Annotated in this window: 43 protein-coding genes; 1 reads left to right on the forward strand and 42 read right to left on the reverse strand. The window is 64.4% G+C overall.

Features of this window, described 5'->3' with window-relative positions:
- Positions 1 to 10 precede the first annotated feature (10 nt).
- The 17 genes from RM2_RS11690 to RM2_RS11765 form a co-directional block, all read right to left on the reverse strand.
- Complete coding sequence (locus RM2_RS11690) at positions 11 to 313, reverse strand: HK97 gp10 family phage protein (RefSeq protein WP_072689274.1); 303 nt, start codon at positions 311 to 313, stop codon at positions 11 to 13.
- A 3-nt stretch (positions 314 to 316) separates the two neighbouring features.
- On the reverse strand, positions 317 to 544 hold the full coding sequence (locus RM2_RS11695; RefSeq protein ID WP_072689277.1) for a hypothetical protein: 228 nt from the start codon (positions 542 to 544) through the stop codon (positions 317 to 319).
- 5 nt (positions 545 to 549) lie between these two features.
- Positions 550 to 843, reverse strand: a complete 294-nt coding sequence (locus tag RM2_RS11700; protein ID WP_245813858.1) for a hypothetical protein — start codon at positions 841 to 843, stop codon at positions 550 to 552.
- 80 nt (positions 844 to 923) lie between these two features.
- Positions 924 to 1325: a hypothetical protein gene (locus tag RM2_RS11705; protein WP_245813860.1), complete on the reverse strand. Its 402-nt coding sequence runs from the start codon at positions 1323 to 1325 to the stop codon at positions 924 to 926.
- Complete coding sequence (locus tag RM2_RS11710; RefSeq protein WP_072689281.1) at positions 1309 to 1593, reverse strand: hypothetical protein; 285 nt, start codon at positions 1591 to 1593, stop codon at positions 1309 to 1311. Before RM2_RS11710 ends, RM2_RS11705 begins: the two co-directional genes overlap by 17 nt.
- Entirely contained in the window at positions 1593 to 2639 is a 1047-nt protein-coding gene (locus RM2_RS11715; protein ID WP_072689282.1) for a major capsid protein, read from the reverse strand. The genes RM2_RS11710 and RM2_RS11715 overlap by 1 nt, the downstream gene beginning before the upstream one ends.
- Positions 2640 to 2652: 13 nt before the next feature.
- Positions 2653 to 3036: a K structural protein gene (locus RM2_RS11720; RefSeq protein ID WP_072689284.1), complete on the reverse strand. Its 384-nt coding sequence runs from the start codon at positions 3034 to 3036 to the stop codon at positions 2653 to 2655.
- Positions 3037 to 3054: 18 nt separating this feature from the next.
- A complete protein-coding gene (locus tag RM2_RS11725; RefSeq protein ID WP_139277745.1) occupies positions 3055 to 3738 on the reverse strand; it encodes a hypothetical protein in 684 nt (227 codons plus the stop codon).
- Between the two features lie 133 nt (positions 3739 to 3871).
- Positions 3872 to 4102 carry a hypothetical protein gene (locus tag RM2_RS24505; protein ID WP_169846720.1) on the reverse strand — a complete coding sequence of 77 codons (231 nt, stop codon included), beginning with the start codon at positions 4100 to 4102 and terminating at the stop codon, positions 3872 to 3874.
- A gap of 8 nt (positions 4103 to 4110) precedes the next feature.
- Positions 4111 to 5796, reverse strand: a complete 1686-nt coding sequence (locus RM2_RS24835; RefSeq protein ID WP_072689289.1) for a VG15 protein — start codon at positions 5794 to 5796, stop codon at positions 4111 to 4113.
- The gene (locus RM2_RS11740; protein ID WP_084721750.1) at positions 5774 to 7183 is read right to left on the reverse strand and encodes a phage portal protein; all 1410 of its coding nucleotides are present in this window, start codon (positions 7181 to 7183) and stop codon (positions 5774 to 5776) included. Before RM2_RS11740 ends, RM2_RS24835 begins: the two co-directional genes overlap by 23 nt.
- Positions 7184 to 7198: 15 nt before the next feature.
- Positions 7199 to 7807, reverse strand: a complete 609-nt coding sequence (locus tag RM2_RS11745; protein WP_072689292.1) for a terminase — start codon at positions 7805 to 7807, stop codon at positions 7199 to 7201.
- On the reverse strand, positions 7779 to 8867 hold the full coding sequence (locus RM2_RS11750) for a terminase (RefSeq protein WP_072689294.1): 1089 nt from the start codon (positions 8865 to 8867) through the stop codon (positions 7779 to 7781). The genes RM2_RS11745 and RM2_RS11750 overlap by 29 nt, the downstream gene beginning before the upstream one ends.
- Positions 8854 to 9327 (reverse strand): hypothetical protein, encoded by a 474-nt coding sequence (locus RM2_RS11755; protein WP_245813862.1) that lies wholly within the window; start codon positions 9325 to 9327, stop codon positions 8854 to 8856. Before RM2_RS11755 ends, RM2_RS11750 begins: the two co-directional genes overlap by 14 nt.
- 194 nt (positions 9328 to 9521) lie before the next feature.
- A complete protein-coding gene (locus RM2_RS11760) occupies positions 9522 to 9887 on the reverse strand; it encodes an HNH endonuclease (protein ID WP_072689296.1) in 366 nt (121 codons plus the stop codon).
- Between the two features lie 23 nt (positions 9888 to 9910).
- Positions 9911 to 10105, reverse strand: coding sequence for a hypothetical protein (locus tag RM2_RS23900; RefSeq protein WP_139277746.1), 195 nt, complete (start codon positions 10103 to 10105; stop codon positions 9911 to 9913).
- 120 nt (positions 10106 to 10225) lie between these two features.
- Positions 10226 to 10432 carry a hypothetical protein gene (locus tag RM2_RS11765; protein ID WP_139277747.1) on the reverse strand — a complete coding sequence of 69 codons (207 nt, stop codon included), beginning with the start codon at positions 10430 to 10432 and terminating at the stop codon, positions 10226 to 10228.
- 102 nt (positions 10433 to 10534) lie between these two features.
- Here RM2_RS11765 and RM2_RS11770 point away from each other — a divergent pair, with 102 nt between their 5' ends.
- Complete coding sequence (locus RM2_RS11770) at positions 10535 to 10825, forward strand: hypothetical protein (RefSeq protein WP_072689448.1); 291 nt, start codon at positions 10535 to 10537, stop codon at positions 10823 to 10825.
- Positions 10826 to 11033: 208 nt separating this feature from the next.
- Here the strand turns inward: RM2_RS11770 and RM2_RS11775 are convergent, their stop codons facing one another.
- The 25 genes from RM2_RS11775 to RM2_RS24520 form a co-directional block, all read right to left on the reverse strand.
- Positions 11034 to 11465, reverse strand: a complete 432-nt coding sequence (locus tag RM2_RS11775; RefSeq protein WP_072689300.1) for a DUF6221 family protein — start codon at positions 11463 to 11465, stop codon at positions 11034 to 11036.
- A gap of 84 nt (positions 11466 to 11549) precedes the next feature.
- Complete coding sequence (locus tag RM2_RS11780; protein WP_072689302.1) at positions 11550 to 12014, reverse strand: GIY-YIG nuclease family protein; 465 nt, start codon at positions 12012 to 12014, stop codon at positions 11550 to 11552.
- Positions 12015 to 12094: 80 nt separating this feature from the next.
- On the reverse strand, positions 12095 to 12850 hold the full coding sequence (locus RM2_RS11785) for a hypothetical protein (RefSeq protein ID WP_072689305.1): 756 nt from the start codon (positions 12848 to 12850) through the stop codon (positions 12095 to 12097).
- Entirely contained in the window at positions 12847 to 12993 is a 147-nt protein-coding gene (locus RM2_RS24510) for a hypothetical protein (RefSeq protein ID WP_169846721.1), read from the reverse strand. Before RM2_RS24510 ends, RM2_RS11785 begins: the two co-directional genes overlap by 4 nt.
- The gene (locus RM2_RS11790; RefSeq protein WP_072689308.1) at positions 12990 to 13535 is read right to left on the reverse strand and encodes a 3'-5' exoribonuclease; all 546 of its coding nucleotides are present in this window, start codon (positions 13533 to 13535) and stop codon (positions 12990 to 12992) included. The genes RM2_RS24510 and RM2_RS11790 overlap by 4 nt, the downstream gene beginning before the upstream one ends.
- Complete coding sequence (locus RM2_RS11795; protein WP_072689310.1) at positions 13532 to 14113, reverse strand: metallophosphoesterase; 582 nt, start codon at positions 14111 to 14113, stop codon at positions 13532 to 13534. The genes RM2_RS11790 and RM2_RS11795 overlap by 4 nt, the downstream gene beginning before the upstream one ends.
- Positions 14114 to 14213: 100 nt before the next feature.
- A complete protein-coding gene (locus RM2_RS11800) occupies positions 14214 to 14588 on the reverse strand; it encodes a hypothetical protein (protein WP_072689452.1) in 375 nt (124 codons plus the stop codon).
- Positions 14585 to 15082: a hypothetical protein gene (locus RM2_RS11805; protein WP_072689312.1), complete on the reverse strand. Its 498-nt coding sequence runs from the start codon at positions 15080 to 15082 to the stop codon at positions 14585 to 14587. Before RM2_RS11805 ends, RM2_RS11800 begins: the two co-directional genes overlap by 4 nt.
- Positions 15079 to 15903: an LvrA C-terminal domain-related protein gene (locus RM2_RS11810; protein ID WP_072689314.1), complete on the reverse strand. Its 825-nt coding sequence runs from the start codon at positions 15901 to 15903 to the stop codon at positions 15079 to 15081. The genes RM2_RS11805 and RM2_RS11810 overlap by 4 nt, the downstream gene beginning before the upstream one ends.
- A 148-nt stretch (positions 15904 to 16051) precedes the next feature.
- A complete protein-coding gene (locus RM2_RS25900; protein ID WP_072689456.1) occupies positions 16052 to 16984 on the reverse strand; it encodes a DNA cytosine methyltransferase in 933 nt (310 codons plus the stop codon).
- Between the two features lie 14 nt (positions 16985 to 16998).
- Positions 16999 to 17247, reverse strand: a complete 249-nt coding sequence (locus RM2_RS26060) for a DUF7241 domain-containing protein (RefSeq protein ID WP_072689317.1) — start codon at positions 17245 to 17247, stop codon at positions 16999 to 17001.
- The gene (locus RM2_RS11825) at positions 17247 to 17459 is read right to left on the reverse strand and encodes a hypothetical protein (protein ID WP_072689320.1); all 213 of its coding nucleotides are present in this window, start codon (positions 17457 to 17459) and stop codon (positions 17247 to 17249) included. Before RM2_RS11825 ends, RM2_RS26060 begins: the two co-directional genes overlap by 1 nt.
- Positions 17456 to 17833, reverse strand: coding sequence for a cyclic-phosphate processing receiver domain-containing protein (locus tag RM2_RS11830; RefSeq protein ID WP_072689323.1), 378 nt, complete (start codon positions 17831 to 17833; stop codon positions 17456 to 17458). Before RM2_RS11830 ends, RM2_RS11825 begins: the two co-directional genes overlap by 4 nt.
- Before the next feature lie 2 nt (positions 17834 to 17835).
- Positions 17836 to 18597: an alpha/beta fold hydrolase gene (locus tag RM2_RS11835; protein ID WP_072689325.1), complete on the reverse strand. Its 762-nt coding sequence runs from the start codon at positions 18595 to 18597 to the stop codon at positions 17836 to 17838.
- A 108-nt stretch (positions 18598 to 18705) separates the two neighbouring features.
- Positions 18706 to 18990 (reverse strand): hypothetical protein, encoded by a 285-nt coding sequence (locus RM2_RS11840; protein ID WP_139277749.1) that lies wholly within the window; start codon positions 18988 to 18990, stop codon positions 18706 to 18708.
- A gap of 288 nt (positions 18991 to 19278) precedes the next feature.
- The gene (locus RM2_RS11850) at positions 19279 to 19611 is read right to left on the reverse strand and encodes a hypothetical protein (RefSeq protein WP_072689332.1); all 333 of its coding nucleotides are present in this window, start codon (positions 19609 to 19611) and stop codon (positions 19279 to 19281) included.
- 26 nt (positions 19612 to 19637) lie between these two features.
- Complete coding sequence (locus RM2_RS24515; RefSeq protein ID WP_169846722.1) at positions 19638 to 19778, reverse strand: hypothetical protein; 141 nt, start codon at positions 19776 to 19778, stop codon at positions 19638 to 19640.
- A 119-nt stretch (positions 19779 to 19897) separates the two neighbouring features.
- Positions 19898 to 20245: an HNH endonuclease gene (locus tag RM2_RS11855; RefSeq protein ID WP_072689335.1), complete on the reverse strand. Its 348-nt coding sequence runs from the start codon at positions 20243 to 20245 to the stop codon at positions 19898 to 19900.
- Entirely contained in the window at positions 20242 to 20628 is a 387-nt protein-coding gene (locus RM2_RS11860; RefSeq protein WP_072689337.1) for a WhiB family transcriptional regulator, read from the reverse strand. Before RM2_RS11860 ends, RM2_RS11855 begins: the two co-directional genes overlap by 4 nt.
- Positions 20628 to 21512, reverse strand: a complete 885-nt coding sequence (locus tag RM2_RS11865) for an ATP-binding protein (RefSeq protein ID WP_072689338.1) — start codon at positions 21510 to 21512, stop codon at positions 20628 to 20630. The genes RM2_RS11860 and RM2_RS11865 overlap by 1 nt, the downstream gene beginning before the upstream one ends.
- Positions 21509 to 22066, reverse strand: a complete 558-nt coding sequence (locus RM2_RS11870; protein WP_072689340.1) for a hypothetical protein — start codon at positions 22064 to 22066, stop codon at positions 21509 to 21511. The genes RM2_RS11865 and RM2_RS11870 overlap by 4 nt, the downstream gene beginning before the upstream one ends.
- The gene (locus RM2_RS11875) at positions 22063 to 22290 is read right to left on the reverse strand and encodes a hypothetical protein (protein ID WP_072689341.1); all 228 of its coding nucleotides are present in this window, start codon (positions 22288 to 22290) and stop codon (positions 22063 to 22065) included. The genes RM2_RS11870 and RM2_RS11875 overlap by 4 nt, the downstream gene beginning before the upstream one ends.
- Entirely contained in the window at positions 22287 to 22796 is a 510-nt protein-coding gene (locus tag RM2_RS11880; protein WP_072689343.1) for a hypothetical protein, read from the reverse strand. The genes RM2_RS11875 and RM2_RS11880 overlap by 4 nt, the downstream gene beginning before the upstream one ends.
- The gene (locus RM2_RS11885; RefSeq protein WP_072689345.1) at positions 22793 to 23299 is read right to left on the reverse strand and encodes a hypothetical protein; all 507 of its coding nucleotides are present in this window, start codon (positions 23297 to 23299) and stop codon (positions 22793 to 22795) included. Before RM2_RS11885 ends, RM2_RS11880 begins: the two co-directional genes overlap by 4 nt.
- Entirely contained in the window at positions 23299 to 23529 is a 231-nt protein-coding gene (locus RM2_RS24520; protein WP_072689346.1) for a hypothetical protein, read from the reverse strand. The genes RM2_RS11885 and RM2_RS24520 overlap by 1 nt, the downstream gene beginning before the upstream one ends.
- Positions 23530 to 23606 lie beyond the last annotated feature (77 nt).

Genomic DNA, 23606 nt, shown 5'->3' on the forward strand with positions numbered 1-23606 from the left:
CTACACCCCCTTACTTCGGTTTCCAGCCCGAGTACCTGCCCCGGGACCGGGCCGCATCCGTCAGCGCGGCATGGGCGGGGGTGTCGGAGGTGCCGTATTCCTTGTGGAGGGCCAGCTCGTCGTTGTCGACGAGATACACCCGATCCCCGTCCACCTCGACGTCGATGCCGTCCCGGTAGTCACCGGTGAGTACGGGGGCGTGTGCGCGTGCCTCGTCAGCCGCTTCGCGGGCGATGTCGGCACGGTCGTCGGTGGAGATGCGGCGGGCCTCCCGGGCCGCCTGTGCGTCGAAGATGGTGATCCGGACGACCATCGTTCAGTCCTTCCGGTCAGCCCTCGGGGCCTCCGCCTTGGCGAATGCCTTCGGTGCTGCGGTGGGGCCGTCGACCGCCTTGAGGGGCTCACCCTTGGGTGTGGGTGTACTCGTCGCCGGTTGCTTCACACTCTTCAGATGCTCCTGGTGCACCTTGGAGTCGCGGGCGGCCCAGTGTTTCTTGCCGTCCCGGACGAACTCCACGATGCTGGTGTGCTCTGTCTTGGCCATTGCTGCTACTCCTGGTAGTCGGATGAGGTCCGCACGATGGCGGCAATGTAGGCGGGCCTGCGCGATCCGCGTGCCGGCCGCCGCGCGCGCGGCGTGCCGACCACCTGGAACACCCGGCCGTCCGGACCGCGGAACGCGTCACGTCGCTGCGGGAACGGGTCGATACCCGGATCGAGCAGAAGCACATACGAACTCGCTTCGTGGCCGTCCTCGAACTCGCTGTTCCCGGCTTTGACCGATGAGGACGACAACTGCTCTTGCTGAAGAAGTCCGGTCCACGGGATTTCCGACCTCGGCACGGGGATGCGGTTCCCCGTTGCTGGATCCCGAACCGGTTCGTTGTCCCGCAGGAGGGTCCACTCCTCGGGCAACCGGGGCATCAGCCGACCCGGATCGTGAAGGCGTTGCCCGAGGTGTTACCCGCTTCCGGATCGAGATCGCCGAGTTCACTGTCGGTGAAGTAGACCAGCCGAGGATCGATGTCGGTGTAGGACGTCGTGATCTCCGGGTACTGGGTGGACCGCACCCGCAGCCCGACCCGGGTGGCGTCCAGTGCGCGAACCACTGCGGTCGTCACTGTGCCCTTGACCAGTTCGGGATCAAGATCCCCGGAAGTCATCCGATTGTCGATGTCGAGGTGACGACGGGACCGCAGAATGGCGGAGGCGAACACTATGAACGAATTCGCCTGAGACAGTTCAGGCTCGACCAAAGTTTCCCCCAGTCGAGCCTGAACATCGTCCACCTCGATCAGCGGCTCCGAGCTAGAGGGCGCTATCACCGCTACCCTCGATTACCGCGAGGAGGTCGGCCTTCTTCTTCGCATCCCCGAGGTCGATGCCGTGCTCCTCGGCGTAGGCCAGGAGGTCGTCGACCTTCCAGTCCTCCGATGGTGAGCCCTCGGGGAACGTGGCGGGGGTGTCGTCGGTGATCGCCGCGGGGTTGGTGATCTTCCCGGCCGCCCACGAGGGAAGAGTGTCGCCTGGTTGGAACTCGTGCACCGAGCCCTGGTCATCGTGAACGTAGACCGTGGCCGCGGCCGTTGCCATCAGGCGAGGACCTTCGCATGGAACGACAGGTTCGGGTTGGCCAGGACCGGCAGTGCGGTGGCCACCGCCTTGGTCCACAGTGCGACCGGGTCCGGCGTCTTGTAGACGCCGGCAGTGATACCCGGTTCGTCACCGGCCGCGATGCCGTAGTCCGGTTCGAGGGACTCCGCGGTCGGCCCGTACAGGGTGCTGCCGAGGACCGTGCTGCCGCCCATGGTCTCGCCTGACATGGGCGCAGGCAGGAAGAGGAAAGCGGACTCGGGGATGACCCGAGTGGCGACCCCGTCGACCTTCACCTGAGTGTCGTTGAGGACGACCGGCGGCAGGCCGTACGCCTCGAGGATCTGTGCGAGCAGCGCGCGGGAGATGACGGACGGCCCACCGGACACCGTTGCGCCGAGAGTCCGGACTTCCGCGCTGCGCAGGATGTTGTTGAGCACCTTCAGGGTGGTGCCGATCGCCCCGGGGTACTGGCCGTCGTTGTTGGCGACATAGGTTGCCTGCCAGGCCAGCATGTCGGTGATCGGTGTGGAGGTGTCGACGGCGGACCACAGGGTGGACGGAGCCACATTCGAATGGCCGGCGTTGCGGCCGAAGTCGACGTCGGCGACGAAACCGTTCTCGGCGATCGTGACCTTGCCGGTGACCAGGGCCTGACCGCGGGCGAGCTCCATGCGCGCACCGACCGCGCGCACCATGCGCTCGGTGTCCGTGTACAGCCCGTCGGTGATGGCCTTGTCGGCCTTGCGTTGACGGAGTCGGTCGTACTCGCCGAGCCGGATCTTGCGGGACACCGGGGGGAGCTCACCCGAGACGCGGGTGATGCCCGGACGCGAGGCGATCGAGGACTCGGCGTCGAAGGCGCGGAAGGTCGCAGCCTCGGCCAGACCCTCGCCGCCGCGGGCGAATCGGTAGTCCAGGTCGTCGACTTCGACGTTCGGGAGGAACTCCGAGAGGGTGAACTGGTTGATCTGGAGATCGGCCAGTGCCCCGCGGGCGTAGCCGGTCAGCTCGGCCGGCTGGATGTAATCGGTGTGGATCAGCATGCTGGTCGCCTCCTTAGACGTAGATCAGTCGGCCGGCGGCGGAGGTCTTGGCCTCGGCCGTGATGGCGAACGGAAGGTTGGCTTCGACGATTCGACCGTGGTCGAGGATCGGGACCACGACGTTGCCGTCACCGATCTTCTGCGCCGTCAGGGTGTGACCGACCAGGGTCTGGCGACCGTCGGCGGCGTCCTTGTCGCACAGGCCGTACAAGCCTGTGGCGGTGATCTTGCCGACCGCGACACCGGACGGCAGGTGACCGTCCGGGTAGTGGGTGGTTGATGTCAGGGTGGCGATGTTCAGCGTGCCGGTGCGGGCCGCGTCGGTGCCGTGTGCGGAGCCGAGCCAGGACTGGTTGTCCTGGCCGAAGGTCTCCGTCTTGAGCGAGAAATCAGGCATGTCCCCTCCTTTGGGGTGTCAGTTCTTCTTGTGGCGCGCTTTGTAGGTGGCGAGACCCGAGGCCACTGAGCCTGCGGTGTCCTTCTCCCCTCCGCCTTGGCGGCGGTCGGGCTTCGGTGCCTTCCGGGTGCCGCCTTGCGCGGCCAGGTACGGCTTCTTCTCGACGAGTTCTGTGATCGCTTCCGCGATCTCGTCCTCGTCGATTTCACCGTCATCGCCGACCTCGAATTGCTCGAGGTCGAGAAACTTCAGTGCGTCTGAAGGATCTGAGAGCTTGCCGGCTGCGGCAGCTCGAATCTCCGCCTTCACGATCCGCACGTTGGCCTTGGCGAGTGCGGACTGATCCGCGTCTCGTTGAGTGGAATCGGCGTCGTCGCCACCGGATTCGAGCGTGGAGATGCGCTGCTCGAGTTCCTGGCGTTTGGTGCGCTCGCACTTCCACTTCGACTTCATGTTGTCGAGGGCACGCTTGCCCTTGTCGCCGAGATCCCGCTCGTCCGACTCACCGTCGACATCGGTGTCAACCGACTCGTCGGGGTCACCTTCGGCGTCGGAACCATCACCGTCGTCCCCCGGCTTGTCGCCGGTGTCGCCGTCACCCTCGCCGTTGCCGCCCAGGACGGGCCAGATCGGTCCGCGCCGGGTCATGCCCAGTGCGGTGAGGCCGGTGATGGGGTGAATGGGCAGGATGGTGCTCGACATGCGGTTCTCCTTTGGTCGCCCGTTGCGGGCACAGGCCACCCCTTGCGGGTGGGGGATGCGGATACCATGCCAAGGCAAGGCATGACGAAGGCCCCGGAGTCAATACTCACGGGGCCTTGTTGGCGTGTTGGTGCTACGCGGGTAGATGCAGCAGATGGCGATAGCCGCTGCTGATCAGGCTCTCCTTCAGACGCTCAGATGGCGTGTGGCGGTCGAGCCACTTGGTGATGCCCTGTTCCCTCTCCGCGTGAGAGGCTCGTGCGAGTCCGAGTTGGGTAACCAAGGAGCTCACGAACTGCGGTTCGGGCCGGGGAGAATTGGAGGGAGCGAAGATGCTGTCGTCCCAAAGTCGATCATTACTCATCGGCATCGTCAGATCACCTCCACATCCACAATCGGCAGATCCCCAGTGTATGACACTTCCCGTACGCGCATCAGGTGTCCGTCCGAAAGTAGCAGCTCACGCTGGTATTGCATGTCAGGCTCACCAACCAACTTCACCCATGCCGCCGGAGTTCCCGACTGGATGGACACGCGCAGTAGTGCCGGTCCGCCACCGAACGAAGGCTTGGTGAACTCCTCGACTGCCAGCGATCGGGAGGTCGAGACAGCGAGCAGGCCATTCGCTTGGACTTCCTGTCCGGTCAGTTCAGCGAGTCGCTGGTTCGGCACTCCAAACAGGGTGTTGGTGTTGCGGATACCTCGCCACGTGACCACGTCGCGCGCCAACCGGCCGGCGTCGATCGACTCAAGGACAGGCCCAGCCACCTGTGCGGCTTCTAGGTCGTCCGCACCGGTGCGAAGTACCTGTTGAATACGCTGGAAGAATCGGTCGTCGGCGCGCTGCCACTGCGCGATCGCACTGCGCTGCCGTTCAGACAGGCCCTTCGCCCAGTCGGCGAAGTCGTCGTCGAGCTGGCGGGCGAGTAACTCCCCGTCGTCATCTCCAGACACCAGGACATCTTCCCGGGGAGGCCTGGGTGGCACGCGACCACCACCGACAGGCTCTGGCTTGCGAGTCGTCCGCCGCCTCGGGTCAGTTGACGTCGCACGTCCGAGAGGAGAAGGAGTGCGATCGCCCATGTATCCGTTCATCCGTAGCAGGCGGAGTGCGTCGTCGCGGTCCTCTGCGATCTCGTAGATCGCTTCGGGCATGAGCCGCGGTGTGGTTGCCGCAGTACGTCCGCGAGCGTTGAGCGCTTTCCCTGCTAGTCCCCGCTTGGTGACGCCCTCGGTCGTGGTGAGCAGGTTTCGCCCGTACGCGTTCGTGAGCTGGGCCCGCCCGCTGGCGACGGCCATTCCTCGCCGGGCGTTGACCACCTGGCTGATGTCGGCGCCGTCGCGGATTGCCTCCGCTCCGGCCTTGGTGAAGATCTTGTTCTGCAGATCTTCGGTCAGGCTGTCGAAGTAGTCCTTCGGGTCGGTGTGCAGGTCGCCGGCGGCGTCCTCGCTGGAAGGTATGTGCCGGCAGTCGCATCCTGGGTGGCGCTGGAATCCTTGATTCCACCGGTAGAACTTCCCTGCAAGCAACGCGCACCGCGCGCACGATGGCGGGTTGAGCATGCGGGCATACCCGACATTGCGTCGTGTGACGATACTGAGCGACGTAGCCGCACGGGATGCGTCGGCGACTTGAACCTGCATGCGCAGCATCAGCGCGTTGAGGCCCGATTCCCATGCCTTCGAGAGGGTCTGCTGGTCAACATTTTCGGCTGCGGCGATCTTCGACTTCGCGGTGATCACCGAGCCGTACATCAGCGAGTCCAACGGCCGACCGTCCGATGCGACACCGACCAGCGGAGTGGTCGAGGGAATCAGGTCCGCAGCTACCGGTGTGCCGAGTTCGTCGAGCGCGTCGGCGACATACGCCTCCGCGCCCCGTACGGCCCGCGCCTGACCGGATGCGGCGACGGCGACCAGGCGGTCGACGTTCGCGGCAAACCAGCTGTCGAAGTCCTTCGGCGGCCGGGTACCCCAGATCCTCCGGGCGGCAAGGAGAACGGTTGCGGTGATCTCCTGCTGCGCCCGGTAGTGGTCACTTGCCGCCGACGGAAGCATCGGTGCTCGCGTCGTTGGTGCCCAGTTCGCGGGTCAATCGTTCGAGGATCGGGTCCTGGGACTCCTGCTCGAAGTGTCGACGTTCGCGATCCTTGCGCGGCTCGTCCCAGCCCATCTCGTCCCAGGAGCCCTCACGGGAGAGAACCGGTGTGCCGCCGTTGAGCTTCTGGATGAAGTCGGCTTCTTCGGCCTTCGTCGGGGTGGCCGGATTGCGCCACTCGACCTTGATTGCCCGCCCGCCCGCGGTCCACTCACCGGTACGGAAGCGTTCATACAGTGTCATCAGCCATCCGATCCCGACACCCTGAGACGTGTTCTTCTCCTCGGTGTTCGAGATCAGCCGCGACTCATCCGCCCGGATGGCGCCCTCGGCGGCCGGGTTGGCGGTGTTCTGCCCGAAGAACCGAAACGGAAGACCGGTGACCGACGACGCCATGGCCGCATAGTGGTTGGTGGTGTCGTGGAAGTTCTTCAGATCGGACGGGGTGAACTGGCCGACCTTCACCTTGTCCGGCGAGGCTTGGTTCGCCCAAATGGCGGTGTAGTACGACTGCCACACCGGAATCGGATTGCCGTCCTTGTCGACGAAGTCGCCCTTGGACATACCCAAAACCCACTTCTGCGGAACAGAGTGCGTCTCCAGGGCGATCTGCAGGTTGGTCAGCGACCGTGCGGCGGCGTCGACGAGCGGAATCAAGTCGGCCATCTCCGTGGTGCCCGACCAGTTGCCGAGTCGGCGTTTGTTGAGGAACAGCACCACCGGCACCCGGCCGAGGTCGTGTTCGTCGATGCCGTCATCGTCGCCCACCTTGTCGAGCTGCCAACCGCCACGGCCCGCGACAACCTGGATGGTCCTGTTCGGCAGCATCAATGTTCCGACGCGCTGCCCGTCGTCGGTGCGGTATTGGCGGAACGCGGCATCCATTCGTTTGCGCCGACTGTCGATCAGGCAGGACATCTGCAGCGGCGACTCGATCGAGATGAGTGGGTGCTCGTTGTCCTCGTCGTTCGTGCCGACAGTGCCGTAGCAGCGGCCGAAGATCATCGTCTCCGTATTGAGGAGGCCGATCTCAGCCTCGAGGTCGTTCGCGTCGAAGCCTTCCTGGAGCGGTTTGTTCGGCTCCTCCTCCCCGCCGGGGACCATCAGCGCCTTGATCTTCTGCCGGCGCGAGATCTCACTGACGTACATACGGTTCCAGTTGATTACCAGCTCGAACATCCGCAGCTCGGGCGGGACCGCGATACCGATCTGCTTGAGCCGCTGCTCGCCTTCGAAGTACGCCTCATACAGGCGATCTCTCGGCTGAATCTTGTGTAACTTGGCATTCAGCTTGCCGATCATGTCCCGCTCGTCAGAGCTGAGGGTTGTTCGCAGGGCGACGGCCACGGGCCCTCCTCTCGTTCAGAAGCAGAACATTCGGTTGTCGGCGACCTCGTCGGTGCACCCGGATTCCCGGGCGTCGGCGGTTGCCTCGTGGGCGAGGATCGACGCCATGGCGGGGTCGATCTTCTGATGGTCGGCGGGTTTGCCGAGGATGTACTTCTGGCCAGGTTTGGCTACTTTTTTGCAGTTGGCCATGGCCGTTTCGGTGATCGGGCAACCGTCTTGGGTGATCCGGCCGGTCGACAGGTCCGTCTCGAATCGGCGGATCGCGTGGAACATTCGGTCGATCTTGTTCGTCGGCCACTCCGAGACGTGGTCCTCGCCGTATTTCAGTGACCAGTCGCCGATCTCGGAGTACCAGTCTTGCGGGTCGGCGTAGAAGCGGCCCACCCTCCAGGTCGTGAATATCTCATCGACAGCTGCGTGCACTTCACCGCGGGGGACCTGCCCACCCCATTCGGCTGGATTCCAGATCGTTGGACGACGATCCGGCCCGTAACGCGGGGTGAACTGCAATCCGTCGAGGGTTTCGCACCGGATCGCAGTCCAGTCGTTGTTCTCCGATCCGTCGAATCCGGCGCAGATCGTTATTCCCGGATCAGGATTCGGAAGCCACAAGGCCGGCATACCGCGCCTCCCAAAGTCCTGACTTGAGCCAAGCGCCCTGGCCGTACACCAGACGGTTCCCGAAGAACCGCTCGGCCTGCGCCGGGTCGGTTTCGTTCAACTCCATTGCTTCTGCCTCGATCGAGTCGAGGTTCACCCACGGAGATCCGTCGTAGACGTACTTGAGGATCCTGCGGCGGTCCCGCTTGTTCCCCCACGACAAGCTCTTCGGGGGAATCCGGAAGAACTTGAAAATGTCCGGGGCCTGCGACTCGTAAGTGCGTTGCGCGGTGGAACTCTCCGACGGATCCCACGCGTTCGTGGTCTCCATTGTGCGGCCGTTCATGCCGGCGGCACCGCGGCGCTGCGTCTCGGCGACCGACACCATCTTGTTCTCCTTGGTATACAGACCCGCCTCGTCCTGCAGCGCCCACGAGATCGGGTTACCGAGACGGCCACGCGCGCTCGAGGTGACCGCGTCGATCCGATCGAAGTCGTCGCCACCGTTCTCACCGGCGATGCGGATGAACCCCTCGCGGGGGAACATCAGATCCGACAGCGGCCCGAGTTTGATCATCGCCGTCAACGGCCGATACACGTTGCCGACCTGGTCCTCGTTGTTCGCCGTCAACTGGATAACCGGCGACGGATGACGCATCCCCATCGGCTCACCCGGTTGGTACTCGTACTCCCAGCCGCACCCACAACCCCAGTCCGAGCACGCGTACCCGTCACCGGCCTCGGCCCAGCCGTAGAACTGCGACGGCCCCACCGCCTCGAGGCAGGTCATCGACGCCGCCCACGGACCCTTACCCGTCTTCTGCGGGGCCACAATCTGTGCGCGCCGATACGTGAACGCCTGGTTGAACAACGGTTCCGGTGAACCGGACTCGCCGACCTGCCACTGCGCACCAGAACGGACCTGGTAATACTTCGCGGCACACCAGAACTGCCAGTCCGACCACACGAACTCCGCGCCCCGCCGGTAACCGTCAGGGATGCGGCAGTGCCGGCGGATCCAGGCGTCACTGATGTCCCCGAGGGTGGGGAAGTCGACAACGAAGCCGTCAGCCTCCGCCATCGGACACCGCCCGGAGTCTCCGGGCCGGGGCCGACTTCGATTGCTTCGCGGGCTTCTCCGCCCGCTTCGACGCGACCTCGTCAGCCGCGATCTGCCACCCGTTGTCCTTCAGCCCCGCCGGGGTCAAACCGATCTGATCGGCAAGCCGATGCAATGCGGTCACATCGGCGGCCGTCGCATCGGGAGCCTCCGCGAGCACCTTCCGCCGCACCCACATCGCGATCGTCTCCCACCGCCACGGCTCCTTGATCCACTGCGCCGCCTGCGGGTAGGTCCACACCTTCCGCCACACCGCACGCTCCCGAGTCGAGCCCTTCGGGAACGGCCACTCTGGCGGCTTCTCGGTGAACCCCCCGCTCGGCAACGCGGTGAAACTCAACCCACGCCGATCCGAGCGGCCCGAGTTCTGGTCAGCCTGCGGACCGGAACGATTGCGAGCACCTCCACGCACCATGTTCATCACTCCTCGCGCGGCATTGCGCCACCTCAGACAGGCCGCCAGCATTGCGCCGGCGACGTGGATCTTCGGAAGTTCTGAACCCTCCGCGCGGTTTTCCGCCCTCACCCACGGCGAAGGACGTTGCCCCCCTTAGGGATACCCCCCTGGGGGTGCACGTTTCCGCCGGTCAGAGCGTGTGGACAGTCGACGGACGTTCAGCTTTTTCGTAGGTCAGAGGCTTGTCGGCGCCCTGCCTTGGCGCTGTTGCACGACCGGCAGCACACCTGCAGCTCACCGTCGGGTGCACCGCCGAGGCTGATCTCGTCAATGTGGTCGGCGGTCAGATCGGCGGCGGGGTGTGCCGGCCGCTGATAGCCGGGGCACCAGTTGCCAACAGTCGCGCGATGCCTGTCCACGGCGGCCTTGCGGCGCTTCTGCTCGCCCCAGGTGCGGGTCCTCTTGGTCGGGGTGGTCTGCCTCTGGTGTCGCTCTCGCTCGGCTCGGTGGGGCGGGCACAGCCGATCCGCCTGCATGGCAGGGCAACCGGACACTGCACACACCCGCTTGCTTGCGCGTGGCATGCAAGGGCCTCTCAGTCATCCACCTAGATCAGCGGGACAAGGATCTTGCCGATCTCGACCAACGCCGCGCCGATGGTGGTGATGTCGTCGATGCTGAGTGATCCGATCATGGTGTGCTCCTTGGGGTTGGGTTTGCCTGTTTTAGTTCCGTCAGGCGCAGCTCTATCTGCGCCTTCGTGGCCCAGGGTTCGGGGTGTGTGTGATCGGGTCGGACGCATACGAGGTCGCCGTCTCGCGGTGCGATCAGGCATTCGGTCGCAGGCAACGGCCAGCGCTTCATGTCGTCGGGGTTCGGGATGATGCCGCCCAGCGCGTACTTAGTCATGACACCCTCTCGGTTATCGCTTGCTGCGGAAGATGTGAGTGAAGAGCTTTGGCGGTTCCGGAGTGGACCCCCTCGGCGCAGGGCCGTCGTAGTGCACGTGCACGGCCTCGATGTGGATCGGCGCGGGGGCCGTGGTCTCCGGTGCGTCGCCGACGATGGCGCGGCCGATGCGGATGAGCACGTGACCGGTGATGCTGGTGATTGCGTCGATCGGGTTCACAGTGCCTCCTGAGAAGTTGATCCGCCCCAAGCCCGAGGGAGTCGGACATTCGCCTTCTGTTGGTTCGTACATTTCATGGCAGTGGTGACAGAATCCATCTCCATGAATCACAGGGAATGGCTCGGTGAGGTAATCGGAGCCGATAGCTACCGCGCGGCTGCCGCACGGATCGACATCGACCAGAGCACGATTGCCAAGCAGCTATCCCGTGGAGTGCTGAGCCCTCAGAACGTCATTGCACTTGCCCGGGCATACGGCAGGAAGGCCGGCGTCGAGCTGGTGCGGACTGGATACTTGAGGGCCGATGACATTGATGGAGTCGGCGTTGTTGATGCCCTACGTCAGGCGAGCAGCAAGCAGGTCTTGGCTGAACTCGACTCACGTCTAACTTGAACCAGAGCGGGCGGACGGACTTTCACCGGGCGGGAGCTGATGCGCGGTGGTGCCGATGTGTCGCGCTCGCGGCGGACGCTTCCCTGAGGGTGCGGCGGCGGCAAGCTGGCGGGGTTGCATCGGGAATCCAGGCGCGCCCCTGGACGGGAAGGTCTCACCGACTGCGCCGAACAGGGTTGCCGGTGAGACGACAAAGGGAGCTGACGAATCAGCGACTCGCCCACTCTGGTTGATAGTCGGGGTGGTCCGAGTACACGGCGGCCATACCCGGAAGGATGGCCGCCCGGTATTCCACAAATAGTTCCGTGTCGAATGGGTCGTCGTACAGCTCTTGCGCCCGGTCGATGATCCGCCGCTTCGCTTCGACTTCTCGCAGCACCCGAGCTGGGTCGTGGCGGGCGATGTGACGGGCCTGCTCCACTGTCGGGAAGCCCTCGTCGCTGACGACCGGGATTCTGTGAGTCTGCGGATCGTTCAAGGCTCCGGCATCTACACCAGCAGAGCCCGACATCATGGAATCGCTACTCACGTGCCAGGTGGGGAGCGATCGGTCACCCCAGGCGGTTCGCTGTGCCGCCTCACGTGCAAGCTGTTCGTCTTCGTCGATGCGGGCCCGAAGGAAGTCCACGATGTCACTCATGACGCGCTCCTTCGCTGTACAGGTGCCGGTGAGACGACAAAGGCGCGAGGTGGTTTCCCACTTCTCGCGCCTAGGCGAAGCCTATCAGATGGCTTTTCGGCCGTAGGTCACTCTGTCCCGCGCGTCCTGTGCCTTTATTCGCCTCCAGCACCCTTCGAGGAATAGGTCCGACTCATTCCTCGGCCTGTTGTCATCCTCGCGAAGGACGTCCTGGATCAACTCGTCGGAGATGTGAAACCACTCTCGCCCCTCCGCCAAGTGCACGTCGTAGCGAATATGCTCGGCCCGCTCAAACTTGCGAGAACCGCATCTCGCAGCGATCAACTCTGAACCAGGCGGATAGCTCGAAAGCCGCTTGACCAAGTCCATACTGTGGCCGATCTTCATCAGGCCTCCGACGCGCAGGTAGTACACCCAGCCCTCGTATGGATCAGGGTCGGGAACCTTCAGTCCAGGGACCAGCTCGGGACGTTTCGCCGGGCGACCATCCGCGATTTGCTCCTGCACGAGAGCCCACGCGAGGAGTAGATGCTCCTGGCAGAGATACATTCCGGTAGTGGCAACATGCCTGGTTACATACGCAGTGCACGTTGAGACTCCGCATTGCCAGGTGGAAATGTCGTGCTTGCTCACGCAATCTTCCCCTTCTGGCGTAGGTCAGCTATCACCAGTCCGAGCGGGAATGCTGACGTCCCGTCGGGGAGCGCGACCGTCGCGATGGGGTCGTTCTTGCGGTACGCCATGTCGTAGACGGTCTTCGGCTTGACCGAGACTCCATAGCGGATCGCAATCATTGCCGCTACCTCCTTCGCGGAAAGGATCATTCCATCCATGTTCTCGTCAAGAACTTCCCGCACCTCCGTGATGGTCGAGTATCTCCCACACGTCTGGCACGTTGCGGATTCACTCTCGGCGTCAGCTTCGACGCGACTTCCGCACTGGACGCAGAGCGTGAATAGCACCTTCGATGGTCGCGGCAGGTCCATCGCCCGTCGTGCCCTCCTCATGGCGTAGCTGATCTCGTCCAGTGCCTCCTCCGAGCCCTCGGTCATGGCGAGGGATATCACGTGCCGGTCCAACCACCTTGCGAGGCTGAGCGTGGACACGTGGCCCTCGTAGGCCATGGCCCGGCTCTCGCAGACGTGCCGCACCCAGCCGACGAGGGTGCCGTGCAGGTCGTCGGCCACCTCGGATGCGTTGACGTTGAACACCAACGGCTGCTCGTCGCTGCCTCGGCTGAGCTTCGGGCCGCCCTTCGCGACGATCCGGTCCTGCCGGGTGATGGTGATCGCGAGATCCTCTACCAGCTCGGGGATCTCCTGGAGCATCGTCACGAGCTGGCGGATCTCGGCGCGGGTCAGGAACAGGTGATCGGTGTCGTTCACGGTCGCTCCTCGTGGATGTGGCAGTGGTGGGCGGGTGCGCTCAGGCGTCCACCGTCCGGGGTTTCGAGTTCGACGTGCGGGATGGGCCAGTGGCGGGTGGCGGCGACTCGCCAGGTGTGGCCGCGGTAGGTGGCCAGGGTCATGACGAAAGCCCCTTCAGGTACTCGAAGCACGCCTTGAGGTGGCGTGCGTCGGCGAGCGAGTTATGCAGGCCCGATTCCTGTTCCGGCAGCTCCGGGGCGTCGAGGTCGTGCGACACTTCCTGTTGGAACTCGTGGGTGTACTCCGGTATGCCGTCCGGTAGATCGATCATCTTGCCGAAAAGTTGGGCCAACACCACGTGGTCGTAGGCGGCGTGGTCGGCCCACAGATCGGTGAAGCTGGGGTCGGAGAGAAGGAACTCGCGGACCTCGTTGCGGATCACCCAGCGCGGTTTCACGGCGGCGTTGGTGAGGTCGAGGCAGAAGAGCCACAACTCGGGCGAGAGGCGGCGCGGCTCCCGGGCGAGCGGCAGCTGGGGCACCACGTTCTTCATCAGCCAGGTGTCTTCGCGGATCCGCTCGATGGGCATGTCCGCATTGACGGCGTAGAATTCCCGTCCGTCCTCTGCGACGATGCCGATGGAGATCAGGTCGATGGTCTTGCCGTCTTCGAGGAACTCGGTGTCGTAGAAGTAGCGGGTCATTGGTGGTCACCGCTTTCGATCAGTTCGACGATCTCGTCGAGGTGTGCCGGCCGCTGCCAGGCATCCCAGCCGACATGGATTTGACGACGCGTCGACCGCTTCTCGCTGCTGTGGGTGTGCCCGTGCAGAAGCCACAGGCCCTCGTCGCGGAGCCGGTACTGTGTCGCCCGGTCTTCGGCCGTGTGATCACCCTGGTATGGGAAGTGGGACAGCAGCACGTCGTGGCCTGCGATCCTGCGGCGGGCGAACGGCTGCACCGACTCGAAAACGTGCAGGAATCCGCGCTGGTGTCGGTGCGAGTCTCGGTGCATGGGGTGGCAGGAGTCGTGATTTCCCGGCACGAGGTGCAGGTCCAGCGCCCGAACCTGAGCGACCACGCCGAGTTCGCGGAGCCACTTGTCTTCGTCTCGGCGGCGCCCGATCGTCAGGTCACCGAGGACCCAGAGGTGGGAGCCGTGCGGCAGGGCCACGATCGTGTCCATGATCGCTTGGTCGTGCTCCTCGATGCTGGTGTGGCCGCGGTGGTCGGCGATCTTTTCGTGTCCGAGGTGAAGATCGGCGGTGAAGTAGACGCTCATCACAGCCGCCCGATGGGTGCGGTGAAGACGACCCGGTCGAAGTCCATTCCGCTGTGCTGCATCTCGGACAGCTGGCAGATCAGGTACGCGATGTGCTCGTTCATTTGGTCTCCTCGGTTCGTTGTCCGGTGATGAGTGCGACGAGGTCTGCGACGGTGCAGGTGACCCACTGCGCGAGCGGATCGGTTGTCCCTCGGCGTTTGTGGACGACCACACCCGCCAGGGCGTCGTCATTCCCGGCCTCTAGCCGCGCCTCTCGCGTCCATTCAGGCAACTTGAGGGTGGGTGTGTCCTTGCACTCGATGACGAGCCTCTGGCCGTGAATGCGGACCCCTCCGATGTCGCCGCGGTCCTTCGCGCCGTTCTTGACGCGCCGGTCGATCCGGTCGTCGTCGAGGGCCGCTGCGAGGCCGTCTGCGATCAGTCGCTCGAAGCGGGCGCCGGCGGCCTTGGCGCTGGCACGGTTTCGGGTCATCGTGCCGCCGCCTTGAACCACGACGTGCCGATGATCGCCTTACGCGGCTCGGCCACCAGCTCCCGACGCTCGGCCAGCCGACGCCGGAACTCCGCGGTCTGCTCGGCGGTGAGCTGAAGCTGCGGTGTACGACCCAGCGCCACCCTCCGGGCATACCGATGCGCCTCGGGCGGGGCGATGCCCATGCCCTGCAGGACGTGCGACGCCTCCTCCATCGCCTCGCGGCGGTCCTCGGGCAGCGCCTGAATGGATTCGAAGTACGCGGCTTTGGAGTGCTCGACGATAGGACCGGGGAGCGGCCGGAATCCCTCCTTGGCGAGCCGGTATGCCCGTGCCACCCCGGCGAGGAGATCCTCACGGGGCAACCTGGCGTCGGAGAACACCTCGGCCCATGCCATGACGGTGGCCTCGCCGCCGTTGGGGAACCAGGGATCGTTCGCGGCGCACTTGGCCAGGACCATGGTCGCCGTGATCTTGTCGTCGTCGGTGATCATGCGATTCCTTTCGGCTGGTTGGTGAGACGGGATCCGATGTCGAGCCAGCCCTGAACCTTCTGGTCGGCGCGGGAGACTTCCCCGAGGGCCGGACGGAGGTCCTGTCGGGTCGGGAGTGGTTCGTCGAGCCACCCGTCGCCGCCCAGCCAGCCTTCGGCGTACTTCGTGTACTGGTCGGCGCGGTTGGGATCGTGGGCGTAGCGGACGGCGCCGTCGAGGATCTCGGACTCCGACGCCCGCCGGCATGCGCGCTGCCATGCGGCGAGCGCCTTCCGCTTCCCCGCCTTGCGTGGGTACTCGTCCCAGAAGTCCTGGAACGCATCGGGATATTCGCTCGTCGGCGCAGCCGGTGAGCAAGAGTTCTTTATCCCCTGTTCCCCTGTTCCCCTGTTCCCCTGTTCCCCTGCTCCGGGAAGTGAAGCCTCACTGTCGATGTCATGAGCACTCAGTGAGGATTCAGTGAATACGGCGTCGTCGCTGGTAGGAGGTGGGTACCGTCCGGGCGAAGGGCGATTGATCTTCTGATGCGCCTTCCACTTCTGGATGTACAGAAACTGCCTTCCGTCGACGCTGTAGCGGGTGATGAGATCGCTTGCATGAAGGTGCTTGAGGCCGTCATCAATTCGCATGAGGGTTCCGTGAGGACTCACTGAAAGGTCATGAGCGAACAGGTCTGCGCAAATATCCGCGAGTTTGTCGCGCCCCACGCCGTTGTCGTCGACGTAGGACCAGAGGCCGATGAACAGCAGTCGATCCTCGATCGGGAGAGGCGTGATGTCGTCCGACCGCCAGAACTCCGGCTTGATTGAGCGGATCCTCATGCCGCCGCCCTCCTCTCGTGTTCGTCTTCGATGGGCACGCAATGCCCCGTCATCTGGCACATGCCGCGTGCTGTGTCGTTGTGCGACCACACCCGGCCGGTCGTGTCCGTGGCCTCGACAGGGCGCCGGCAGACGGGGCAGGTGACCCTCATGCGCTCGCCTGTGCGGCGAGGACAGCCCGGATGGCGGCAGTGGCTTGTTGTGGGCAAACCCCGTTGCCGACGGCTTTGAGTTGCTCGGAGCGGGTGAGTCCGATTGCCGGATCTGTGACCCAGTCAGCGGGGAGGCCCATCATCCATTCGGCGAACGTGGCCGACAGTCGTGGCCGGCTGTTGCGGTTGGGTTCGGTGGGAGCCGGTGCCGGACGGGTCAATCGTTCCCACCGTCGGACAGCGGCGTCGTACGGTCCCCAGTCAAGAGGATGTAGTCGATCAGTTGCCGGGTGTGGCCCACCCGTTTGCTCGGATGCATCCCGCCGCCCGACGCATCGGATGCTGTCGGTGTCGGTAGTAAGGTCACGATCGTTCCGAGATGCGTGGATTTTTCGATCGGACGGCCCGAAGTTCTCGGCCTGCCCATGATCCCGTCGGATGCTTTCGGTGTCGGGAAATGTGACGAGGATGAAGAGCCGCTCTCTGTGGTGTGGGGCACCGACGTCGGAAGCTCGAACGCTTGCCCATCGGACATGCATCCCGTCTTCGGCCAGGTCTGCGAGTACTCGATCGAACCCCAGAGACCGGTGGCCGGCCACATTTTCCAGGACTGTGAATCTGGGTCGTAGGACGCGAATTGCTTCGCGGACGTAGGGCCAGAGGTGTCTGTCATCGTCGGTTCCCTTCCGTTGGCCGGCGGCACTGAATGGCTGGCAGGGGTAGCCGCCGGTGAGGATGTCAACGGGCGGCACTGTGGCCCAGTCCACCTGAGTGACGTCATGGAGGTTTGGGACGCCAGGCCAGTGGTGTTCGAGGATCGCGGATGGCGCTTTGTCCCATTCGCAGTGCCAGGCAACCTCGCCGCCGAATACTTTCTGCACGGCGAGGTCCAGGCCGCCATAGCCGGAGAACAGTGAGCCGATCGTCATGTCGAGCTGGGCGGTCACTGGGCCACCCGCTTCCAGTCACGGCAGGAAAGGGTCCAGTTGCGCTCTCGCGCAGCGACTGGTTCGCCGTCGTGTCGAACCATCCTGGCGAGAATCTCCGACTCTCCGAGCGCAGTGATCCGAATGACGCTGGGACCGTGACCATGATCGCCTTCGAGGAGTGTTCCTGGGAACCATCCGCGCTGCCGGCACGCCTCCGCATGGTTCTCCCGGTCTGTCGTTGTGGTGGTCCGCTTCTCGCGCATCACTTCCCGCCTTCCCGTGCGGCTTCACGGATCTCGGCGGCGTGCCTACGGCGGATCTCCGGCAACACGCCGCCATCACTTGCTTCCCGCTCCCACACGTCTGCGATGGCACGCACTCGGGTGAGAGCGGCACGGGCGGCATCCCGCTCAGCGGTGAGCTCGTCGTTCTCCTGGAGGATGCCGACTATGGACCGGCCACAGTCGTGGGTCATGACTGCTCCCAGTTCTGAATCTGCGAGTCCGGGCCGGTGCCCCAAAAGTTGCAGCCCCACCCACGTAAAACACCCGCTGGGGCGTGCGTGCGAATGAAGTCGAGCATCCGCGCTTCGGCGGCCTCGTTGCCGGTGTGGACGAACAGCTCACTAGGCCACCAAGTGTGGGCCTGCATGATCTCGAGGAGCGGCCTCACAGTCTCTTCCCCGATGCCGATGCCGATGCCGATGCCGAGGTCGTGGTCGAGGGAGAGAGCGTCGAGCCCCACCCCCGCCGCAGCGCAGATCCGCAGCACCTCGGTGGCTTCCCGCCAGCCCGTCGCGAGAAGCCAACCTGGTGGTGCGGGACGTTCATCGTCAACGAACAGATTCATGCTCACTCCTCAATCTGGTTGATCCGGTCGGCAAGCCATTCCGTGTAAGTCCTGTTCCTCCCGGGGTAGTTCCGGATGTGATAGGACACGTGGTCGTCGGTGAGGTAGCCCTTCGCGTCGGAAATGGCCTGCGTGTACGCCCACCACACCTGAGGGATGTTGCGCCAGTCCCGGATGGTGGGCTGCCACCGCTTTTTCCGCAGGCGGTCGATCATGTCCGAGCCCCACGCCTGCGGGTCGGCGAGCGAGAAGGCAGCGGATTGGTCTGCGAACGTGCGTAGCGGCGAATCGAGTGGGCAGCAGGTGATCACGTCGGCTGGATCCGCGAGCTGCCAGACGGGGAAGCGGCCCTTGGGGATGTGCCGTGCCCCCGCAATGCCGAAGCCCGCTGCCTCGTCGTTCACGACGTTCATGGGGTCGCGCAGCGGGTCGGAGATCAACCCGACACCGCGTAGGTCGATGTCGGGGTGCTCGCCCATTCCGATCTCGGCGGCCACGTTGCCGGCCAACGCAGCACCCGCCGAGTAACCCACGAGGATCACTGGATTCCGGGAACGTCGGATTTTGAATAGGAGTTCGTCGCGGCCATCGCGTAGCGCCTCGTCGAACGAGACACCCTGCGGGTCGGGCACCGGCCCGTACTGCGCTCTCCACCACAGCGGCACGACTCGAAACCGCTCGGGGTCCAACAGCTTCGTGACGTTCTCGAGCATCGGGGACGGGGGCGGTTCACCAATGCCGCGGCAGGTGATGACGGTGATCACGAGGCGCCGCCCTCGAGGAGCTTCGCGGCCTGGTCGATGTCCTCAGCGGTGTAGCCCGCTGACAGGAGATAGGTCACGGTGTCTCTGAGGCGTTCATCGGGGGTCAGGTCAGGCATTGTCTGCGGGTCCTTTCACGATCGTCCAGTCAGGGATTTCGCGGGTGAGAAGTTCGGCGTGGAAGGAGAAATCGGGTTCTCCGAGTTTTCGGCGAAGAGCGATCTCGGTTTTGCGCAGATCCCGAAACTGCTGCTCGGCCTGCTCGCGATAGATGCCGTACGGAAATACACGCTCGATCGTGCCTCCGTCGTCCTCCCACCAGCGAACGGCCCACTCGCTGCGGGGTTCGGATGTGCGGATGTTGTACCCCGCCACCTCGCGAATCGTGTTAGCCACGGGGACCGTCCCAGGGTGCGACGGCGGCGGGAAGGGTGAAGCCGTGGTCCTCGTGCTCTTCGCACACCAGGTGGCCGTCCACCTCATGCCCTGGCGCTTTGCAGACCTCACAGGTTTGGCAGCGCGGACACAGAATTCGGTCGAAATACTTCTCTCTGCTGTAGAACCAGCCGCTACAGACGGCGCTGTCAATCCCCTCGCCGGGGGTGTCCCATACGGGTTGTCCCTCGTCGTGCTCGGTTTCGCAACCGTCACAATAGATTCCGAATCCTTCGATTCTCTCCGCACTCATGCGCCCTCCTCGGGGGCGTACAGGACGGTGACGGGCAGAGGGATCTCTTCGCTAGCACAGTCGCGGGCAAATCCGAACGACTCCCATGTGGCGGACCAGCCGTGCTTGATGTCCATTCCGGCGTTGCACACGTCCCGCTGATGGCTGACGCCCTGTGCGTCGCGGATTAGGGCGGGGACGGGATCTTCCGGGCCGTCTATGAGCGACTGCGCGGTCTGCAGGGCGTCGAGCTCTTCGACGGTGGTGATGGTGCGCCGCTTACGCCATCCGGCGGCGAGGATCTCATCGACAACATGGTCGAGGTTGATGATCTCGTTGCGGTCATTCACTTCCGCAGTGCATTCGATCAATCCCTCTAGGTCTCTACGATCGCCCATGCCAGCCTCTTCTCGAATTGTTCTGCCGCCCAGGCGGTGATGAGTGCGACGCCTACCGCCACCCCCGCCGCCGACATGGCGACAGCGAGGGCGAGGGAGGTCAGTTCGTGGCGGGTCATGCTTTCCCCTTCTCAGAAGATGTCTTGGCATTTCGGACACCCCGCACACGACAGCGCGTGCCGCTCGTCGAGAATGTCCGGGTCGTAAGTCGAAAACCCGTACAGGTCATAGGCGCTGGTCAAAACGGCACCTGCTGGTCATGGATGCCGCCGAAGTCGTCGAGCAACACACGCCCGTAGCGAAGTTCGGCACCGATCTCGGCGGGTTTGCGGTGGTCGAACTGGGAGATCAACAACCCGTCCCGGGTGGAATCCTCCCGGCGGGATTCGATGACGTCGTGGCAGCGTGAGCAGACCCCGATACCGTTCGACGCCCGGTTGGTGGACTCCTTGCGGGAACCCCCGGAGCGGCGGGGCCGGCGGTGGTGAATGACGTCCCAGAACGCTCGCCCGCACACCTCACACGCACCGTCGGCACGGTTGTCGATGAGGTTGCGAACCTTCGCGGGGAAGCCTGTGGTTCTCATGCCGACACCGCCTTCCGCGTGCGGAGTTCACGCTTACGCTGCAGCGCTTGGTCGTTCTGCTGCTTCATGCATGTCTTGCAGCGGCGGCGCCCCTCCGGGCTGATGTGCACGTTGCCTTCGAGTGCATGCCCGTGGTTGCAGTGAGTCCGCTCAGCTTTGGGGATGCGCCCCATTCCCTGCCCACCCCAAATGCCATACTCTTGACCGGTGTTTGCCGCGAAGTCCCTGCACTGCGGCTCGACTGGGCAGCTGGCGCAGATCTGCTGCGCTGCAAGTTTCTTCTGGTGGCGGTCCTCGTCGTCCTTCTCGATGAAGAACAGCTCGGGGTCGACGACGAGGCAGGCCGCTTCATGGCGCCAGTCCTCGTAATCCCACTTACTCATCACTGACCGCCTTCGGGCTTGACCGACGACTTCAGGCTCACAATGAAATCGCCGAGCACCGTGGGTCGGCCGCTCGCATCGACCGTGGGAGCGTTCGCCATGCCCTGATCGCGGACCTCAGCCCACAGCGCCTTCAGCTCCTCGACCGACCCAGCCTTCTCGGAACGCTCACGGAACTCGGTAATCGTCGGAGACTGCTCGCCCTCGGCCAACCAGTCGGCGATCGTGGCCGCGAGCTCGACACCAGGCGAACTGATGACCTGACCGGACAGTGAGGAGATACGCGACTTCGAGATCGTCAGTCGGCTCTCGTGATCCAAGTCGCCGATGACATCGAATTCGTACTCGATTCCGTCGCGCTGGATCGGCTTCATGCCGACCTTCTTCGGTTCCTTCTTTCCGCGCTCGTTTTCCTCGATGACGTACTCCGTCTTCGTGCGGAGCGTGGCGATCACATGCCCCGGGTAGGTCAACATCGCATCGATCATCTGCTTTTCCTCCGGGCCGACTGCCTTCCAGCCGGAGGTGAACTTGTTTGCCCCGGATCGCTTGTCGACCTGCTCGAGCATTCCGTCGGCGCCCATCCAGTAGTGCGAGAGGGAGTCGATGACGACGACCCCGTATCCGGCGCCGGCGGCAACCCCGAGCGTCTCGACGAGGGACAGCGGGGAGAACCGGTCGGGGGTGACGGTGTCGAAGTGCCAGCCGTTGAGGCCCACGTACTTCGAGGCGGAACCGCGTTCGGTGTCGACGACGGCCACACGGTCAGACAGGGCAGTTGCCAAGGTGAGGGCGGTGTACGTCTTGCCCGACCCTGACGGGCCACACAGGGCGATGCGCGCCTTCGATGCCTTCTTGGTGGCGGGGGCGAATTCGATGCTCATGCCGCACCGCCCTCGATCGCGAGCAGCGGCACCGTCGAACCCGACAGCAACTCCCGCACGAGATCCTTCGCCGCCTCCTCCGCCCGGGCCGACACCACCCCACCAGGGGTGACGACCTCGACACCGGGGTAACTGCGGCCTGCCAGGGCCTCGCGCAGCTTCGCCGCTTCCATCCACTCGGGCACGACCTCGACAACCGTGAACAGATCCTCGCGCCCGTGATCGGCGAGGACCGCGGCGATCTCCGCCGTATCGCCGAGCTGCACGGTGACGTTCAGATCCTCGGGGTGCAGGGTGCGCAAGGCTTCATGGAACTTGTCTCGGTCGACGATCTTCGCTATCGGCTTCGGGTCCGCCTTGATGACACGGCCCAGCTTCACGTCCTGGCCGTCGATGTTCTGACGGGCGGGGATGCTGGCACCCTTCGGGAACTGCTCGTCGGCAATGGCTTTCACGGCCTTGAAACGGACCGTCACGAGGTCGAGGATGGTCTTGAGCATCACGGCCTGGTAGGCAAGGTCGGCGTCGGTGTGCGCCTGGATCTCAGCGGTCATGCGGTGTGCTCCTTCAGCTGGTTCTGGATGCCGGCGGCGAGGGCAAGGGCTGCGGCGGCGGGGATGGCGGTGCGGTAGACGACCACGGGGTCGAAGTCGTGGTCGCGCCTGTAGCACTCGATCGCGACGACGGGCTTGCCGTTCAGCCCGGGTTCGACCGCGATGATCGTCTTGTTGGTTCCGTCGTCGAGGTCGGCGAGCAGGCCCGGGCGATGGTCTTTCATGACGCGACCCCGACCGCCGCGTTGAGGAAGTGGCGGCGCCGGTTGACCGCTTTCAGCGTCCGTTTGAGGATTGATGCGGCCTCGATGGTTGTCAGGTCGTAATCCATGACAACTGCATCCTCTTCCGCTGTCCAGGGCATCCATGCGCGGGTGGCATTGTCGCGGGTGAGCGCGTTCCGACGCTGACTGCGGGCGTTGATCTGATCGCCCGCCGCCTTGTGGTAGCTGCGCATGCGTTCCGCTATGGCCTCGCGATTCGCCTCGTAGTAGCGGTGGCGGCGTTCCAACACGGCCTCGCGATTCGCCTCGTAGTAGCGGCGGTCGCGTTCCGCTATGGCCTCGCCATTCGCCTCGCGGTAGCGGCGGTCGCGTTCCGCTATGGCCTCGCGATTCGCCTCGCGGTAGCGGCGCTTGTATGCGACATACGCGGCCTTACATCCTTCGCACCGACACTTGTAGCGGCTGTACCCGGTTGTTGTCCCGTGCGGGATCGGCTTGTCACTCATGCCAACTCCCCGAACGCCAACCGCACAGCCTCCGTAGCAATGTCAGCCACGTCCCGCTCGAGATCCTTAGCGATAGCCACATACCGGGCATACTCGGCGGAATGCAGTTCCACGCGGATGGTCCTCGGCTCAGACGGCCGCCGCCGGTAGTGCGAACGCACCACGGTCGACGCCAACGACACCGGCACCCCATTCGACCGCTGCCGCCGAAGAACCTTCACCTGACGATCCGAGACACCCGACCCAACACCAAGATTCGCGTTGATCTGCTCGTCATCCATCCCGCCGTCGAACATCGCATAGACCACATGCGCCCGAACCTCATCGGTCGCCAGGCGCACCCCGGCCATCTTCGACGCCCACGCTTCGGCGAACGACTCGAAACCCAACGGCTCCCACGCACGGGCTTCGATGATCTCGATGATCTTCCGCTCGGCGTTGACGAAGTGGCCGCGCAGGTCGGACCACATCGCTGCCGCCTGCGTCGCTGTCAGAGTCTTCATCACCGCACCCCGTTCGCTTTGTCGATCGCGGCGTCACGGTCACGGTCAGCCCGCGCACCCCAGTCGGACTCGGGGTCAGGGGCGTACTGCATCGCTTCGAGTTGGTCGGCGCGGGCTTGCTTGAGATCGGCTTCGGCGGAGGCCACACGCAACTCGGCTTCAGCACGTTTCACGGTGGCGCGTAACGCGCTGACCTGATGGATATTCAGAATGCTTTCGCAAATGGGCATTGCCGAAGAGGAGCGTGAACCCTCTGATTGCTCGGCCGCCGAGGGCCGTGTTTTGCCCCCGGCAGCCTGCCCATCTC

The sequence above is a fragment of the Rhodococcus marinonascens NBRC 14363 genome (genome assembly GCF_001894885.1).
Taxonomy (GTDB): domain Bacteria; phylum Actinomycetota; class Actinomycetes; order Mycobacteriales; family Mycobacteriaceae; genus Rhodococcus_F; species Rhodococcus_F marinonascens.